Annotated in this window: 12 protein-coding genes, 1 pseudogene and 1 riboswitch; of the genes and pseudogenes, 3 read left to right on the top strand and 10 right to left on the bottom strand. The window is 70.7% G+C overall.

What is annotated here, in order from left to right; genetic code table 11:
• Positions 1 to 24: 24 nt before the first annotated feature.
• Positions 25 to 1,194 carry a Nickel transporter NicT gene (nicT, locus tag AQI88_RS03355; protein WP_208615702.1) on the top strand — a complete coding sequence of 390 codons (1,170 nt, stop codon included), beginning with the start codon at positions 25 to 27 and terminating at the stop codon, positions 1,192 to 1,194.
• A gap of 42 nt (positions 1,195 to 1,236) precedes the next feature.
• Here the strand turns inward: nicT and AQI88_RS03350 are convergent, their stop codons facing one another.
• Genes AQI88_RS03350 through cobG form a run of 3 tightly spaced genes read right to left on the bottom strand, consistent with a single transcriptional unit; the run spans position 1,237 to position 4,672 of the window.
• Positions 1,237 to 2,724 carry a precorrin-2 C(20)-methyltransferase gene (locus AQI88_RS03350; protein WP_066991368.1) on the bottom strand — a complete coding sequence of 496 codons (1,488 nt, stop codon included), beginning with the start codon at positions 2,722 to 2,724 and terminating at the stop codon, positions 1,237 to 1,239.
• On the bottom strand, positions 2,721 to 3,392 hold the full coding sequence (locus AQI88_RS03345) for a precorrin-8X methylmutase (RefSeq protein WP_208615701.1): 672 nt from the start codon (positions 3,390 to 3,392) through the stop codon (positions 2,721 to 2,723). Before AQI88_RS03345 ends, AQI88_RS03350 begins: the two co-directional genes overlap by 4 nt.
• Complete coding sequence (cobG, locus tag AQI88_RS03340) at positions 3,389 to 4,672, bottom strand: precorrin-3B synthase (RefSeq protein WP_398697570.1); 1,284 nt, start codon at positions 4,670 to 4,672, stop codon at positions 3,389 to 3,391. The genes AQI88_RS03345 and cobG overlap by 4 nt, the downstream gene beginning before the upstream one ends.
• 102 nt (positions 4,673 to 4,774) lie before the next feature.
• Positions 4,775 to 4,850: riboswitch (cobalamin riboswitch) on the top strand.
• Positions 4,851 to 4,935: 85 nt separating this feature from the next.
• Here cobG and cobN point away from each other — a divergent pair.
• Positions 4,936 to 8,565: a cobaltochelatase subunit CobN gene (gene cobN, locus AQI88_RS03335; RefSeq protein ID WP_066991351.1), complete on the top strand. Its 3,630-nt coding sequence runs from the start codon at positions 4,936 to 4,938 to the stop codon at positions 8,563 to 8,565.
• A 161-nt stretch (positions 8,566 to 8,726) separates the two neighbouring features.
• Here cobN and AQI88_RS03330 read toward each other — a convergent pair whose 3' ends face one another.
• Positions 8,727 to 9,170: a Fur family transcriptional regulator gene (locus AQI88_RS03330; RefSeq protein WP_066991679.1), complete on the bottom strand. Its 444-nt coding sequence runs from the start codon at positions 9,168 to 9,170 to the stop codon at positions 8,727 to 8,729.
• A 179-nt stretch (positions 9,171 to 9,349) separates the two neighbouring features.
• Between AQI88_RS03330 and AQI88_RS03325 the strand changes: the two genes are divergently transcribed.
• A complete protein-coding gene (locus tag AQI88_RS03325) occupies positions 9,350 to 9,997 on the top strand; it encodes a superoxide dismutase (RefSeq protein ID WP_066991350.1) in 648 nt (215 codons plus the stop codon).
• Between the two features lie 148 nt (positions 9,998 to 10,145).
• Here AQI88_RS03325 and AQI88_RS03320 read toward each other — a convergent pair.
• The 6 genes and pseudogenes from AQI88_RS03320 to AQI88_RS03295 form a co-directional block, all read right to left on the bottom strand.
• Positions 10,146 to 10,593: pseudogene (locus tag AQI88_RS03320) on the bottom strand (GNAT family N-acetyltransferase).
• Positions 10,594 to 10,597: 4 nt separating this feature from the next.
• Complete coding sequence (locus AQI88_RS03315) at positions 10,598 to 11,266, bottom strand: ABC transporter ATP-binding protein (protein ID WP_066991348.1); 669 nt, start codon at positions 11,264 to 11,266, stop codon at positions 10,598 to 10,600.
• The gene (locus AQI88_RS03310; protein WP_066991346.1) at positions 11,259 to 12,224 is read right to left on the bottom strand and encodes an ABC transporter ATP-binding protein; all 966 of its coding nucleotides are present in this window, start codon (positions 12,222 to 12,224) and stop codon (positions 11,259 to 11,261) included. Before AQI88_RS03310 ends, AQI88_RS03315 begins: the two co-directional genes overlap by 8 nt.
• On the bottom strand, positions 12,221 to 13,108 hold the full coding sequence (locus tag AQI88_RS03305) for an ABC transporter permease (RefSeq protein ID WP_066991342.1): 888 nt from the start codon (positions 13,106 to 13,108) through the stop codon (positions 12,221 to 12,223). Before AQI88_RS03305 ends, AQI88_RS03310 begins: the two co-directional genes overlap by 4 nt.
• On the bottom strand, positions 13,098 to 14,066 hold the full coding sequence (locus tag AQI88_RS03300; protein ID WP_066991339.1) for an ABC transporter permease: 969 nt from the start codon (positions 14,064 to 14,066) through the stop codon (positions 13,098 to 13,100). The genes AQI88_RS03305 and AQI88_RS03300 overlap by 11 nt, the downstream gene beginning before the upstream one ends.
• A gap of 23 nt (positions 14,067 to 14,089) precedes the next feature.
• Positions 14,090 to 15,673: an ABC transporter substrate-binding protein gene (locus tag AQI88_RS03295; protein WP_066991336.1), complete on the bottom strand. Its 1,584-nt coding sequence runs from the start codon at positions 15,671 to 15,673 to the stop codon at positions 14,090 to 14,092.
• Positions 15,674 to 15,711: the final 38 nt, after the last annotated feature.

Here is a 15,711-nt window from a genome sequence, read left to right as displayed (position 1 = left end):
GCCGAGAAGTAAGGGTCACGCTCCATGACCACCGCTCCTGATTCCGCATCCGCCAGGCCGACCGCTCCGGCCACCGGCCGCGGCATCTCGTGGCACCGCATCCGCACGTCAATGACCCGCAAGGAATGGGTGAGCGTCGGCGGAATGGCCGCGTTCATCCTGGCGCTGCATGTCATCGGCTGGTTCACGCTCGTGGCGATCGTCGCCCCGGAGCACTACAGCCTCGGCACGAAGACCTTCGGCATAGGCATCGGAGTCACCGCGTACACCCTGGGCATGCGGCACGCCTTCGACGCCGACCACATCGCTGCCATCGACAACACGACCCGCAAGCTGATGAACGAGGGCCAGCGCCCGATGTCGGTCGGCTTCTGGTTCTCCCTGGGGCACTCGTCGATCGTCTTCGCGCTCGCTTTCCTGCTGTCTCTCGGAGTCAAAGCGCTGGCAGGCCCGGTCGAGAACGACAACTCCACGCTGCACAGCATCACCGGCTGGATCGGTACGACCGTCTCGGGCACCTTCCTCTACGTCATCGCGATCATCAATCTGGTGATCATGGTGGGCATCTGGAAGGTGTTCCGGCAGATGCGCACCGGCCACTTCGACGAGGCGGCCCTGGAGGAGCAGCTCAACAACCGCGGCTTCATGAACCGCCTCCTTGGCCGCCTGATGAAGTCGATCACCAAGCCCTGGCAGATGTACCCCCTGGGCCTGCTTTTCGGTCTCGGCTTCGACACCGCCACCGAGATCGCGCTCCTCGTCCTCGCCGGCTCGGGCGCCGCCTCCGGCCTGCCCTGGTACGCCATCCTGTGCCTGCCGATCCTGTTCGCGGCCGGCATGTCCCTGCTTGACACCATCGACGGCTCGTTCATGAACTTCGCCTACGGCTGGGCGTTCTCCAAGCCGGTCCGCAAGGTCTACTACAACCTCACCATCACCGGCCTGTCCGTCGCCGTCGCCCTGATCATCGGCACCGTCGAACTTCTCGGTCTGGTAGCCGAGAAGGCGGACCTGCACGGCGCGTTCTGGGACTGGATCGCGGGGCTCGACCTCAACATCATCGGCTACGTCATCGTTGGCCTGTTCTTCGCCACCTGGGCCGTCGCCCTGGTGGTGTGGAAGGTCGGCCGCATCGAGGAGAAGTGGACGGCCGGCCTGGCCCAGCCGGCCACGGCTCAGGAGCACGGCGAGTAGAGCAGGAGGCGGTGCCGCCCGCATGGCGCGGCACCGCTCACCTCACGCCTCCGGATACCGGCGGGGCGTCCAGACGATCTCCTCGCCGTCCCCCCGTCGTACCACCCGGGTCTGCGAGGAACCGATGAGCAGGATCGTGCGCATGTCGACCTCGGCCGGATCCAGCTCACCCAGCCGCACGATCCGCACCCGCTCACCCGGGCCGCCGACGTCCCGGGCAACCACCACCGGCGTCTCGGGCGCCCGGTACTCCAGCAGCAGCTCCTGCGCCCTGCCCACCTGCCAGGTCCGGCTGCGCGAGCCAGGGTTGTACAGGGCCAGCACCAGGTCCGCCGAGGCTGCTGCCCGCAGTCGCTCCGCGATGACCTCCCACGGCTTGAGCCGGTCGGAGAGGGAGAGGGCGGCGTAGTCGTGTCCGAGCGGGGCGCCGGCCCGTGCCGCGGCCGCGTTGGCGGCGGTCAAGCCCGGCAGCACACGCACCGGCACATCCAGGTACTCGGGCTGCGACGCCACCTCCAGCACGGCGGTGGCCATCGCGAACACCCCCGGGTCGCCACCGGAGACCACGGCCACCCGCCGCCCCTTCCGGGCCAGTTGCAGCGCGAACTCGGCGCGCTCGGCCTCCACGCGGTTGTCCGAGGCGTGCCGGGCCTGGCCCGCCCGCTCGGGCACCCGGTCCAGGTAGGTGGTGTAGCCGACCAGATCGTCGGCGGCGGCCAGCGCGCCCCGCGTCTCGGGTGTCAGCCACAGCGGACCGGCCGGCCCCGTCCCGACCACCACCACCTCGCCCCGCTCACGTACAGGCCGCTCGGCGTCCACCTGACTGGGCAGCACGGCCACCGAGAAGTACGGCACCGACTGGGCGTCCACGTCCGCCAGTTCGGCGACGCGCTCCTTGCTCATGGTGGCCCGCTCCACATAACGGGCGTCGGCCAGGCGTCCCGAAGTCTCCAGCGCGCGGCGTACCTTGGGGAAGGTGCGGCCGAGCTTCATCACCACCGCGGCGTCCGTCGTGGCGAGGCGGGCCGTCAGCTCCTCCTCGGGCAGGGTGCCCGGCAGGATCGTCAGCACCTCCTCGCCCTCGGCAAGCGGTGCGCCCAGGCGGGCCGCGGCGGCCGACACGGAGGTGACGCCGGGGATGACCTCGGTGTCGTAGCGGTCGACGAGCCGCTTGTGCATGTGCATGTAGGAGCCGTAGAAGAGCGGATCGCCCTCGGCGAGTACGGCCACGGTGCGCCCGGCGTCGAGGTGGGCTGCGAGTCTGGCCGATGCCTCGGCGTAGAACTCTTCCATGGCGCCCTTGTAGCCGCCGGGGTGGTCGGTGGTCTCCGTCGTGACCGGGTAGACCAGTGCTTCCTCGATGTGGTCTTCGCGGATGTGCTGCGCCGCGATCGACCGGGCGATGGACCGCCCGTGCCGGGCGCTGTGGTACGCGACCACGTCCGCCCCTGCGATGACCTCGACGGCCCGTACGGTCATCAGGGAGGGATCACCGGGGCCCAGGCCGACCCCGTACAGCTTGCCGCTCACTCTTCCTCGCTCGCGATCGCGTTGAGTGCGGCGGCCGCGATGGCGCTGCCACCGCGTCGGCCGCGGACCACCAGGTACTCCAGCCCGGAAGGATGCGCGGCCAGGGCGTCCTTGGACTCGGCAGCGCCGACGAAGCCGACCGGGACGCCGATGACGGCGGCGGGCCGGGGCGCGCCCTCCTCGATCATCTCCAGGAGGCGGAAGAGGGCGGTAGGGGCGTTGCCGACGGCGACGACCGCGCCCTCCAGCCGGTCCCGCCACAGCTCCAGCGCCGCGGCGCTGCGCGTGGTGCCCAGCCGTTCGGCCAGCTCCGGGACGGCCGGGTCGGACAGGGTGCACAGGACGTCGTTCCCGGCGGGCAGCCGTTTGCGGGTCACGCCGCTGGCCACCATCTGCACGTCGCAGAGGATAGGGGCGCCGGCGCGCAGGGCCTCGCGGGCCCGGGCCACCACCTCGGGCGTGTAGGCCAGATCCTCGACCAGGTCGACCATCCCGCAGGCGTGGATCATGCGTACCGCTATCTGGCTGACATCGGCGGGCAGACCCGCGAGATCCGCCTCGGCCCGGATGGTGGCGAAGGACTGGCGATAGATCGCCGCTCCGTCCTTCTCATAGACGTGGGTGGTCACGGTGCTCTTCTCACTGCTCTCGGTCGTCGTGCGGGTCATGAGATGATCGCCGCCAGGGCGGCGCCCATCCGGGAGGGGTCTGCTGCGAAGGCGGTTCGCGTCTCCCGGTCCGCCGGGGCGACCGACAGGCGGTAACCGCCCTCCGGGGTCGCGAGCACGTCGACGTGCTCACCACTCGGGTGTCCGCAGCGCCGTGCACACCCGGACCAGTACAAGGGGAGGGCGGGGCGGCCCGTCGCTTCGAGTGTCCGCGCCGCGTCCGCCCGGACGTCGGCGTGTGCCTTGGCGCATCCGGGGCGGCCGATGCAGGCTCCGACGCGGAGCCAGGGGGACGCGGGGTCGGTCACCAGTCCAGTCGCACGGAGACGTTCGAGCGACTCGGAGACTTGTGCAGCGGTGGCGCCCACGTTGGGGACGACGACGCCACGCCAGGGAGTCAGCCGCAGCTCGGTGTCCGCGACCCTCGTCAACGCCTCCCACTGGAGGGCCGAGAGCCGCCCCAGGGGAACGTGCGCGGACAAGGCTTCGCCCACGACTCCCGGGGGCGGGCCGTCGGCCGAACCGACCGGCTCGGGACCTTCATCGTGCGCGATGCCCGCGGCCGTCAGCCGATCACGTATCAGGCGGTCCAGCTCGCCTTCCGGCAGGGGGAGTTCTGAGACCCTCCAGGTGCGTGCCGTGTGCGACCGCGCGGCCTGAAGGAAGGTCTCGGCGGCCACCAGTGCCGCGAGCGGCGCGTCATCGGCGGCCACGCGGACCGACCCGGGGGTGAGCCACGCTAGGCCGTCCCCGGTCGCGCGCACCGTGACGTCGGCGCCGAGGCCGGTCACGTCACCGCGTCCGTCGTCCAGAGCGAACAGGAACCGACCCGACAGATTCCTGGCAGCATCGCTCGCGCACAAAGCGGCGTCCAGGGCCGTCAGCCAGGGCCGCACGTCCTGCACGCCTTCGCCGTCCAGGCCGGACAGGGGCGAGGCGACGATGTTGCGCACCCGCTCGTGCTCCCGCGAGGGAAGCAGGTCGGCTGTGTCCAGCGCCTCCGCCAACTCCCCGCCGCACCCGGCTGCCAGGCCGCGCAGCTGCACGTTGCCGCGCGACGTCAGGTGCAGGTCGCCGTCGCCCAGCCGCCGGGCGACGCGGCCGAGTGCTGCCGCCTGTCCGAGCGTCAAAACTCCACCGGGAAGCCTGACACGGGCAAGGGCACCGTCGTCCGCCGTGTGCAGACGCAGCGCTCCGGGGCAGGCGTCACCGCGCGCCCGTGTGGCCGGGTTGGCCTGGGGTGATGGAGGAAGGGCTGCCGTGGGCATGGCGGTGAGCATACCTACGATCATGGGCGATGTATGCCCCGCGCTATTCCAGTGACCCTTACTATGCTCCCCAGTGGATCACCCGGTCCACGAACCGCCATCACGGCGACAGGAGAGGAAGCCGGTGCGAATCCGGCGCGGTCCCGCCACTGTGATCTCGGCCTCCCCAGGCCGGGTGAGCCAGGAACTCCCCTCCCTCGCCCTCGGCTTGGTCCGAGGGGGGACCCATTCCGACACCGCCCGGGGCGCGGACCCCGAGGAAGGCCAGGCGACGCATGCCCACTCCGTCCGGGGAGCGAGTCCGACCCGCCCACGAAATCCTGCTCCTGTCGACGTCCGACACGGACCTGCTCAGCGCCCGCGCGGCCGACGGCCCGGTCGGCTACCGCTTCGCCAACCCCGCCCGCCTTCCCCTGGACGACCTCCGGGCCCTCCTTGACGGCGTGGACCTGGTCGTCGTACGCCTCCTCGGCGGTATCCGCGCCTGGCAGGACGGCATCGACCTGCTGCTCGCCGACGGACGTCCGGTGATCGTCCTGACCGGCGAACAGGCCCCCGACGCCCAGCTGATGGCCGCCTCCACCGTCCCGGTCGGCATCGCGGCGGAAGCCCACGCCTACCTCGCCCACGGCGGCCCCGCCAACCTCGAACAGCTCGCTCGGTTCCTGTCGGACACCGTCCTTCTCACCGGACACGGCTTCGACGCGCCGGCACCCGCTCCGGCCTGGGGTCCGCTGGAGCGCCCGGATGGTCCGGCCGGCGCTCCGACCATCGCCGTGCTGTACTACCGCGCCCACCACATGAGCGGCAACACGGCCTTCGTCCATGCCCTGTGCGACGCCATCGAGGGCGCGGGCGGCCGGCCGCTTCCCCTGTACGTCGCCTCCCTGCGCGCCCCCGAGCCGGAGCTGATCGCCGAACTCCGGGCCGCCGACGCCCTCGTCACGACGGTCCTGGCGGCGGGAGGCACCAAGCCCGCAGAGGCATCGGCCGGCGGCGACGACGAGTCCTGGGACGCGGGCGCGCTCACCTCCCTCGACGTCCCCGTCCTCCAGGCCCTGTGCCTGACCGGGTCACGCACGGCCTGGGAGGAGAACGACGAGGGTGTCTCCCCGCTGGACGCCGCCAGCCAGATCGCGGTCCCCGAGTTCGACGGCCGCCTGATCACCGTGCCGTTCTCCTTCAAGGAGATCGACGCCGACGGACTCCCGGCCTACGTCGCCGACCCCGAGCGCGCGGCCCGGGTCGCCGGCATCGCCGTACGCCACGCGCGCCTCCGCCACATCCCGCCGGCCCGGAAGCGGCTGGCCCTCGTCCTGTCGGCGTACCCCACCAAGCACTCCCGGATCGGCAACGCCGTCGGCCTGGACACCCCCGCCAGCGCCGTAGCCCTGCTCAGGCGCCTTCGCGACGAGGGTTACGACTTCGGCTCCCACACGGACATCCCCGGCCTGGCCTCCGGTGACGGCGACGAACTGATCCGCGCGCTCATCGAGGCGGGCGGCCACGACCAGGACTGGCTCACCGAGGAGCAGCTGGCCCGCAACCCGATCAGGATCCCGGCCGCCGACTACCGGCGCTGGTTCGCGACGCTTCCCAAGGAACTGCGGACGGCGGTGGAGGAGCACTGGGGCCCGGCGCCGGGCGAGATGTTCGTCGACCGCAGCCGCAACCGGGAGGGCGACATCGTCCTCGCCGCTCTGCGCTTCGGCAACCTTCTCGTCCTCATCCAGCCCCCGCGTGGCTTCGGCGAGAACCCGATCGCCATCTACCACGACCCGGATCTCCCGCCTTCCCACCACTACTTGGCCGCCTACCGCTGGATCGCCGCCCCGCAGTCGGAGGGCGGCTTCGGCGCGGACGCGGTGATCCACCTCGGCAAGCACGGCAATCTGGAGTGGCTGCCCGGCAAGAACGCCGGCCTGTCCGCTGCCTGCGGCCCCGACGCCGCTCTCGGTGACCTCCCGCTGGTCTACCCTTTCCTGGTCAACGACCCCGGCGAGGGCACCCAGGCCAAGCGGCGCGTCCACGCCACCCTCGTCGACCACCTCGTGCCGCCCATGGCCCGGGCCGACTCCTACGGCGACATCGCGCGCCTGGAGCAACTCCTCGACGAGTACGCGCAGATCTCCTCGATGGACCCGGCCAAGCTGCCCGCCATCCGCGCCCAGATCTGGACCCTCATCCAGGCGGCGAGGCTGGACCACGACCTCGGCCTGGAGGACCGGCCCGACGACGACGGCTTCGACGACTTCCTCCTCCACGTCGACGGCTGGCTGTGCGAGGTCAAGGACGCCCAGATCCGCGACGGACTCCACGTCCTGGGCAACCCGCCCACCGGCGCAGACCGCGTCAATCTCGTCCTCGCCATCCTTCGCGCCCGCCAGATCTGGGGCGGCGCCAAGGCCCTCCCCGGCCTGCGGGAAGCCCTCGGCCTGGACGAGTCAGCCGCGACCCGCACGACAGCGGACGCCGCCGAGGAGCAGGCCCGTGCCCTGGTCCAGGCGATGGAGGACGCGGGCTGGGATCCGGACGCCGTACCAGCCGAGCACGGCGAACAGGTCCGCGCCGTGCTGGACTTCGCAGCGCGCGAAGTCGTCCCGCGCCTGGCGGCGACCACCGCCGAACTCGACCACACCATCCACGCGCTGGCCGGCGGCTTCGTCCCGGCGGGTCCGTCCGGCTCACCGTTGCGCGGCCTGGTGAACGTCCTGCCGACAGGGCGCAACTTCTACTCCGTCGACCCCAAGGCCGTCCCCTCCCGCCTCGCCTGGGAAACCGGCCAGGCCCTCGCCGACTCACTGCTCGAGCGCTACCGCGCGGACAACGGCGACTGGCCCACCTCCGTCGGCCTGTCCCTGTGGGGCACCAGCGCCATGCGCACCGCCGGCGACGACGTCGCCGAAGCCCTCGCCCTGCTCGGCATCCGCCCCGTCTGGGACGACGCCTCGCGTCGTGTGACCGGCTTGGAGCCCATCCCGTACGAGGAGCTGGGCCGCCCTCGTATCGACGTCACCCTGCGCATCTCGGGCTTCTTCCGCGACGCCTTCCCGCACACCATCGGCCTCCTGGACGACGCCGTGCGCCTGGCCGCCTCCCTGGACGAACCGGCCGAGACCAACCACGTCCGCACCCACGTACAGGCCGATCTGGCGGCCCACGGTGACGAACGCCGCGCCACCACGCGCATCTTCGGCTCCCGCCCCGGAACGTACGGCGCGGGCCTGCTGCAGCTCATCGACTCCCGCGACTGGCGCACCGACGCCGACCTCGCCGAGGTCTACACCGTCTGGGGCGGCTACGCCTACGGCCGTGAACTCGACGGCCGCCCGGCCCGCGAGGAGATGGAGACGGCGTACAAGCGGATCGCGGTCGCTGCCAAGAACACCGACACCCGCGAACACGACATCGCCGACTCCGACGACTACTTCCAGTACCACGGCGGCATGGTCGCCACCGTCCGCGCCCTGCGCGGCACGGCCCCCGAGGCGTACATCGGGGACTCCACCCGCCCCGAGACGGTCCGCACCCGCACGCTGGTGGAGGAGACTTCCCGCGTCTTCCGCGCCCGCGTCGTCAACCCGAAGTGGATCGAGGCCATGCGCCGCCACGGCTACAAGGGCGCCTTCGAACTCGCCGCGACGGTCGACTACTTGTTCGGCTATGACGCCACGACCGGAGTGGTCGCCGACTGGATGTACGACAAGCTCACCGAGACGTATGTCCTGGACCCGGTCAACCGTGAGTTCCTCCAGCAGGCGAATCCCTGGGCCCTGCACGGCATCGCGGAGCGGCTGCTGGAGGCGGAGTCGCGAGGGATGTGGGCGAAGCCCGACCCGGCGGTCCTGGACGAACTGCGGCAGGTGTACCTGGAGACGGAGGGCAACCTGGAGGGCGACGGGTGAGAGATTATTGCGAATGACTCGCAATAACGGCTAGATTCGACGAGGGTCGGCCGGCTGGGGTGCTGAAGCGGTACCCCGCCATCGGCCGGGTGCGGGACGTCGTCATGCCTTGACAGCGTCCGTTCCGACGGCGCCGTCCCGCACCCGTGACGGAAACTCACTTACGTGCTGCATCGCGAACACCGGCCGTACAACAGCAGCGAGCCTCCTGCACCGGCATGCAGTCCGGTCAGTTCGGTGATCCGTTCCACGGCTTCACTCATCTGAGCGATCGCAACATCCTGTACGCGGCCACACTCCTCACACACGACGTGATGGTGCGGGACGGAACTGACGCCGTAGCGCTTGGGGCCCGGGCCGAGCACGGCGTGCGCCAGACCCACCTCCGTGAAGATCTCCAGGGTCCGATAGACGGTCGCCTGATCGAACGGCAGACCCATCCCCTGCAGTTGAGCGCAGACTTCGGCGGTGGACACATGCTGCCCGGACGCGGACAGCAGCCTCAAGGTGCACAGCCTGCTCGCGGTGCAGCGCAGGCCGTGGCGTCGCAGCAGTGCCGAGTGGTCCGGTGTCGCCGCGCCGTGCTGTGCCGACGGCTGGGTCATGGTCACGTGTCTGCCTTCCTTGCCGCCGCCGAGAAGTCCGGATCGCGGACTGCCAGCCCCCGGCCGGCGGCGCGACATGGGGGAGGGGGTCCTAGGTCCAACGCCTGATCGCAAGGTACCGTTCTTACTGCTAGCGTGCACCTGCATACGATTCGCAATAACGTCGGAGGACGTTGGACATGGCGCTTTACACGCTCCCGGAACTTCCGTACGACTACTCGGCGCTCGCCCCGGTCATCAGCCCGGAGATCATCGAGCTGCACCACGACAAGCACCACGCGGCGTACGTGAAGGGTGCGAACGACACCCTGGAGCAGCTGGCCGAGGCGCGGGACAAGGAGTCGTGGAGCTCGATCAACGGCCTGGAGAAGAACCTGGTCTTCCACCTGTCCGGCCACATCCTGCACAGCATCTACTGGCAGAACATGACCGGCCCGAAGGACGGCGGCGGCGAGCCCCTCGCCCAGGACGGTGTGGGTGACCTGGCGGACGCGATCACCGAGTCCTTCGGCTCTTTCGCCGGCTTCAAGGCCCAGCTGACCAAGGCCGCCGCCACCACGCAGGGCTCCGGCTGGGGCGTCCTGGCGTACGAGCCGCTGAGCGGCCGGCTGATCGTCGAGCAGGTCTACGACCACCAGGGCAACGTCGGCCAGGGCTCCACCCCGATCCTGGTCTTCGACGCCTGGGAGCACGCCTTCTACCTCCAGTACAAGAACCAGAAGGTCGACTTCATCGACGCGATGTGGGCCGTCGTCAACTGGCAGGACGTGGCCAAGCGCTACGCCGCCGCCAAGGAGCGCGGCGACAGCCTGCTGCTCAAGCCGTGACGCCGTAGCCGCGCCGCACAGACGTCCTGCTCGTGATCGTCTTCTCACCCTTCACGGAGCAGGCGGTACAAGGGAAGGCTCCTGCAGGCCCGATGCCTGCGGGAGCCTTCTTGTTGCAGAGGCCGGCGTGGGGGGCTGTGGTGCGGGCTCAGGCGGTGGTGAACCGCAGCTCGGGCCGTTCCCAGGGGACCTTCGGTGGTGAGGGGGCAACGGTTCCCACTCGCTCGGCGCCCAGGCGTCGGTAGAACTCCTCGGCGGGGGATGGGAGACCACCCGCACCTCGGTCAGGCCGGCGGCCGGGCCTGGCGGCTCATGTGCTCGATGAGGAGCCGGCCGACGCCCCTGCCCTGAACGTCGTCGGCCATGAACTCCAGGTCCAGCTCCGGGGGCTGTTCCAGCAGGGCGTAGAAGCCCTGAGGGCGTTCGGCCGTATCGACGGCCACGAAAACCCGGTGTCTGGCGATGTAGTCGGGGGTGACCCGGTAGCCGGAGATGATCGAGGCGTATGGTCCCCGGTAGGCGCCGGAGTTCTGGATCAGGCTGGTGAGGCGGTCTGCGTCCTGCGCGACGGCGCGCTTGATGGTCGTGGACTGCATCCGTTTACTCATGGACTGCGGCGGTCAGTTTCTTCCAGTGGACGGTGCGGTCGCACCAGCGGTCCAGGAGCACCTGGTCGTGGCCGACGGCCAGGAGTCCGGCGCCGGTGGCGGCGCGGTACTCCTCGACGGCTGCCACCAGCGCGGCGGCGGTGGAGGCATCCAGCATCGCGGTCATCTCGTCGCAGATCAGCCAGCGCGGACGCAGGACGAGAGCGCGGGCGAGGCAGGCGCGTTGGAGCTGGCCGTCGCTGACCTCGTGGGGACGGCGGTCCATAAGGTCGGGTGTGAGGCCGACGGCCGGGGCCAACTCGGCCAGGCACTCTGGTATTTCGTCGCGGCGGCCAGTGGCGCGCAGGGGCTCGGCGATCAGGTCGGTGAGCCGCAGCCGGGGGTCGCAGGAGAGACGGGGCTGCTGGAAGACCACGCCGATGGCGGTGCGCTGGGTGCGTGGGGCGCGGTAGCGCCAGCCGCGTACGGGATCACCGTCGAGGGTTACGGTGCCGGCCTCGGGGCGGTGGAGCAGAGCCGCGACCCGGGCGAGGGTGGACTTGCCGCAGCCGCTGGGCCCCAGCAGGCCGACGCTCTCGCCGGGGGCGAGGGCCAGGGTGGCGTTGCGGACGACGGGGGCTCCTCTGCCGTATCCGGCGGTGATGTCGTGCAGTTCAAGCACGGAGGTCCTCCGGTACGTGCGGGTGGTGGCAGGCGATGCCGTCGGCCTGCTGGGGCAGTGCGGTGCAGGCGTGGGTGGCCCGCTCGCAACGCGGAGCGAAGGCGCAGCCGTCGGGAAGATTGCCGAGTTCGGGCGGCATGCCGGGGATCGGGGTGAAGGCGCGGTGGGGGAGAGCCTGGAGGAGACCCCGGCTGTAGGGATGGCGGGGACCGGGGGCGTCGAAGAAGGCTTTCGCTTCGACGAGTTCGACGATCCGGCCCGCGTACATCACGGCCACGCGATCGGCGATGCGCTCGGCGGCAGCCAGGTCGTGGGTGATCACGAGCAGGCCCCGATGGCCGGTGTCGGCGTGGCGGCGCAGTTCGTCCACGGTGTGGTCGACCAGGTCGCGGTCGAGGCCGGTGGTGGGTTCGTCGGCCAGGAGCAGGGGTGCGTCGCCGACGAGGGCGAGGGCGGTGGCGGCGCGCTGGGCCAGGCCGCCGGAGAGTTCGTGCGGATGGCGGTCGAGGTGGCCGGCAGGAAAGGCGGCACGTTCTGCGGCTGCCTCGGCCGCGGATCGTACGGCTGCCCGCCCTCGCACGCCGGTCAACGCGGACACGGTTTCCTCCAGTTGGGAGCGGACGGTGCGCACGGGCGTGAGGTGCGCGGCGGGGCTCTGCGGGATGAGGCCGATCAGGCGGCCCCGTACCGTTCGCGCCAGCGTGCGTTCGTCGGCGGCGAGCAGGTCCAGGTCGCCGAGGCGGGCCTGGCCCGCAGCCTGGGCGTTGGCGGGCAGCAGACCGAGCAGGGCGGAGGCGAGGACCGACTTGCCGCAGCCGCTCTCGCCGATCAGGGCGAGACACTCGCCGGCCGCCACGTCGAAGTGCGCGTCGGTGACGGCGGCGATCCGCCGTCCGCCCGGCATGAGGAAGCGCACGGACAGCCCGCGTACCGAGAGGACCGGGGTTCGGGCGGTCACAGCATCAGCTCCGATCGGCGGCGGGGGTTGATCCGTTCCCGCCAGGCTCCGGCGAGCCCGGCGATGGCGAGGGTGGGGATGACGATGAACAGGCCGGGGAAGAGGGTGGGCCACCACTGCCCGGCGAGCAGCGAGCCCCGCGCGCCCTGGATGAGGTTGCCCAGGCTGGCCATGTGGGTGGGCAGGCCGAGGCCGAGGAAGGACAGCGCGGACTCGTGCCACATGGCGTGCGGCACCATCAGGACGGCGGCCAGCGCGGCCTGGGGCAGCACGGCGGGCAGCAGATGCCGTACCGCCACCCGCCACCGGGAGGCGCCACCGGAGACGGCTGCGTCGATGTAGGGCCGGGCGCGCAGGGACAGCACCTCGGCGCGGACGATCCGGGCGGTGGACAGCCAGTGGGTGAGTGCCACCGACACGACCACCGGCCACACCCCGGGCCGGAACATGGCCACGAGGAAGATGCCCAGCAGCAGGTGCGGTACGGAGGAGAACGTGTCGACGACCCGCATCAGACCGCGGTCGGCCCAGCCGCCCAGCGCTCCGGCAATCGCCCCGACGGCCGTGCCGATCACCGTCGCCGTGAGCGCTGCCGCCACCCCGACCAGGAGGGACACGCGCATACCGTAGACACAGCGCAGGAGCAGATCCCGGCCGAGATCGTCGGTGCCGAAGGGGTGCGACCAACTCGGCGGCAGTAGTTTCGAGGACAGGTCGACGGCCTGCTGGTCGAGGTGGACCAGGGGCGGGACGAGGAGTACGGCCAGCACGATCGCGGCCACGAGGGCGACGGAGACGCGTACGCGTACCGCCCGAGTGGAGCGGCGGCTGGCGCCGTAGGACCGCCAGGCGGGATCCGCCGTGGCCGTGGGTTCACATGTCACTGAACTTCACCCTCGGGTCGAACAGGCCGTACAGCAGGTCGGCGAGGAGGTTGCCGATGAGCACCGCGGCGGTGGCGAGCGTGGTGAGCGCGGCGAGCAGCGGGAAGTCGACGGCGGTGGCCGCCTCCACGGTGGCCGCCGCGATGCCAGGCCAGCTGAAGACGCTCTCCACCAGCAGGGCACCGGTGATGAGTTCGGGCACCCGGGAGCCGACCAGGGTGAGGACCGGCAGCAGGCCGGAGCGCAGGGCATGGCCGAGCAGGACCGTTCGCTCGCTCAACCCCCGTGCGCGGGCACCGCGTACAGGGTCCTCGGTGAGCGCATCACCGACGCCCTGACGGACGTACAGGGTGAACCAGGGCAGCTGGGAGACGGCGAGCACCCCGGCCGGCAGCACGAGGTGACTGGCTACCTGATGGGCTGTGACCTGCTCGCTCGCGGTGTCGGTCAGACCGCCGGCCGGGAGCACTCCGAGCTGGAGGGCGAACAGCCAGACGGCCAGGAGGGCCAGCCAGAAGACCGGCGCCGCCTCCAGCGAGTAAGCCACCGAGGTGATCATCCGGTCGAGCGCGGATCCGGGGCGGCGGGCGGCCAGCACACCCAGCACCGTGCCCGCCGCCAACGCCACCACGAACGCGACCGCGCACAACAGCGAGGACCACACGAGGCGTTCGCCGATGACGTCGGCCACCGGCTGCCTCAGCACGCTGGACTGGCCGAGGTCGCCCGTGAGGGCCGCGGTCAGCCAGTGCCACCAGCGGGAGGTGAACGGCTGGCCCACGCCCAGGTTCTCGCGCAGCCGCTCCAGCGTTTCGGCGTCGGCGCCGAGGGCGGCCGTGCCGGCGTATGCCTTGACCGGGTCGAAGGGGGAGGCGGCGGCGATCGCGAAGACGCCGAAGGTCACGAAGAGCAGGATCGGGACGGCAAACAGCAGCCGCCGCCCCGCCAGTCGTGCCATCGCTCCCCAGGGAAGGGAGAACCTCACTTCTTCGGCTGCCAGGCTTCGAGGTTCCACCACGGGCCGGAGGCGAAGCCGTGTTCGTGCGGCTCGACCTGCGTGGTCAGGCCCTCCCAGCGGTCGGCGAGGACGTACACGTGGTCGATGTGGGTGAGGAAGGTGTAGCCGGGGTTCTTCACCAGTTCGCGCTGCAGGCTGTCGTAGGCGGCCTTGCGGGCCGTCGTGTCCGAGCTGTGGCGGCCAGTGTCGAGAGCCTTGTCCACGACCGGGTCGTCATAGCGGGCCATGTTGTTGAATCCGTCGCCGGCAAGGGAGGAGTGCAGCAGCGTGTAGAGGCCGTAGTCCGGGTCGCCGCTGCTGCCGAAGCCGGCCAGGACCGCGTCCGTCTTCATCCGCGGCTCGATCACCTCCCAGGTGGCGCTCTCCACCTTCACCTCGATACCGGCCTTCTTGGCGTCGGAGGCGTAGGCGAGGGCGTGGTCCTGGCGGACCTTGTCACCGGAGGGGTAGAGGAGGGTGAACGAGGCCCGCTGCCCGTCCTTGGCACGGATGCCGCCCTCCCCGCTCTTCCAGCCCGCCTCATCCAGGACGCGCCTGGCCTTGGTGAGGTCCTGCTTGCGCTCGATGCCCTTGGCGAACCAGGGGTCGTCGACCGGCAGCGGCCCGTACGCCGGACGCCCGGCGCCGTCGAGGATCTTGTCGACCATGGCCTGCCGGTCCACGGCCGCGTCCAGGGCCTGGCGGATGGCGCGGTCGCCGGTGACCTTGTTCTCCTGAGGAAGGGTGACCGTGCGGAAGTCGTACGTCTTCGCGTCGTACGTCTTCTTCGCCTTGTCGTTTTTGAAGGTGGCGGCGAGGTTGGGCGGCAGGATCGCGCCGTCGAGGTCGCCGGACCGCAGCCGGGTGGCCCGCACGTCGTCGTCCTCGATGATCGCCATGGTCACCTTCTTCACCTTCGGTGCACCGCCCCAGTAGTTGGGGTTGGCCTTGAAGGTGAGCTTCTCGCCCTTGCTCCAGGAGGCGAGCAGATAGGGGCCGGTGCCGACCGGCTTGGTGTTGAAGGAGCCGGTGTTGGGGTCCTGCTTGCCCGCGACGTGTTCGGGGACGATGGGCAGCACCGTACGCCCGGCGAAGGGCGCGTACGGGTACTTGAGGGTGAAGACCACCTTGTCGTCACCCGCTGCCCGCACGTCCTTGATGGCGTCCAGTTCGCTGCGGTTGGTGTTGTTGGTCTTCGCGTCGAGGATCGTGTCGTACGTGAAGACGACGTCGGCGGAAGACAGCGGCTTGCCGTCGGAGAACTTCACGCCGTCGCGCAGGGTGTAGGTGTAGGTGAGGCCGTCGGCGGTGACCTCGGGCAGGGCTTTCGCCAGCGCCGGTCTCAACTTCAAGCTGGCGTCCCGGGCCAGCAGACCGTCGAAAATCTTCGAGTTGCCGTCCTTGCCGTAACCGAGCAGCGGACTGAGCGTGTCCGGCTCGGAAGCCACGCCGATCACGACGGAGTCGGCCGCCTCGCCGCCTCCCGTGCCGTTGCCGGGGGCCGAGCAGGCGGCGACACCCGTGAGTATCGCCGCCGCGGCGGCTGTCCGTATCCGTCGGACCGTCATGGACCTCACACCCTTATTGCTGATCTATAGCTGTTGCA

The organism is Streptomyces cellostaticus (assembly GCF_001513965.1).
Classification (GTDB): domain Bacteria; phylum Actinomycetota; class Actinomycetes; order Streptomycetales; family Streptomycetaceae; genus Streptomyces; species Streptomyces cellostaticus.
The sequence above is the reverse complement of the archived record's forward strand: the minus strand, read 5'-3'. Positions and strand labels throughout refer to the sequence as shown.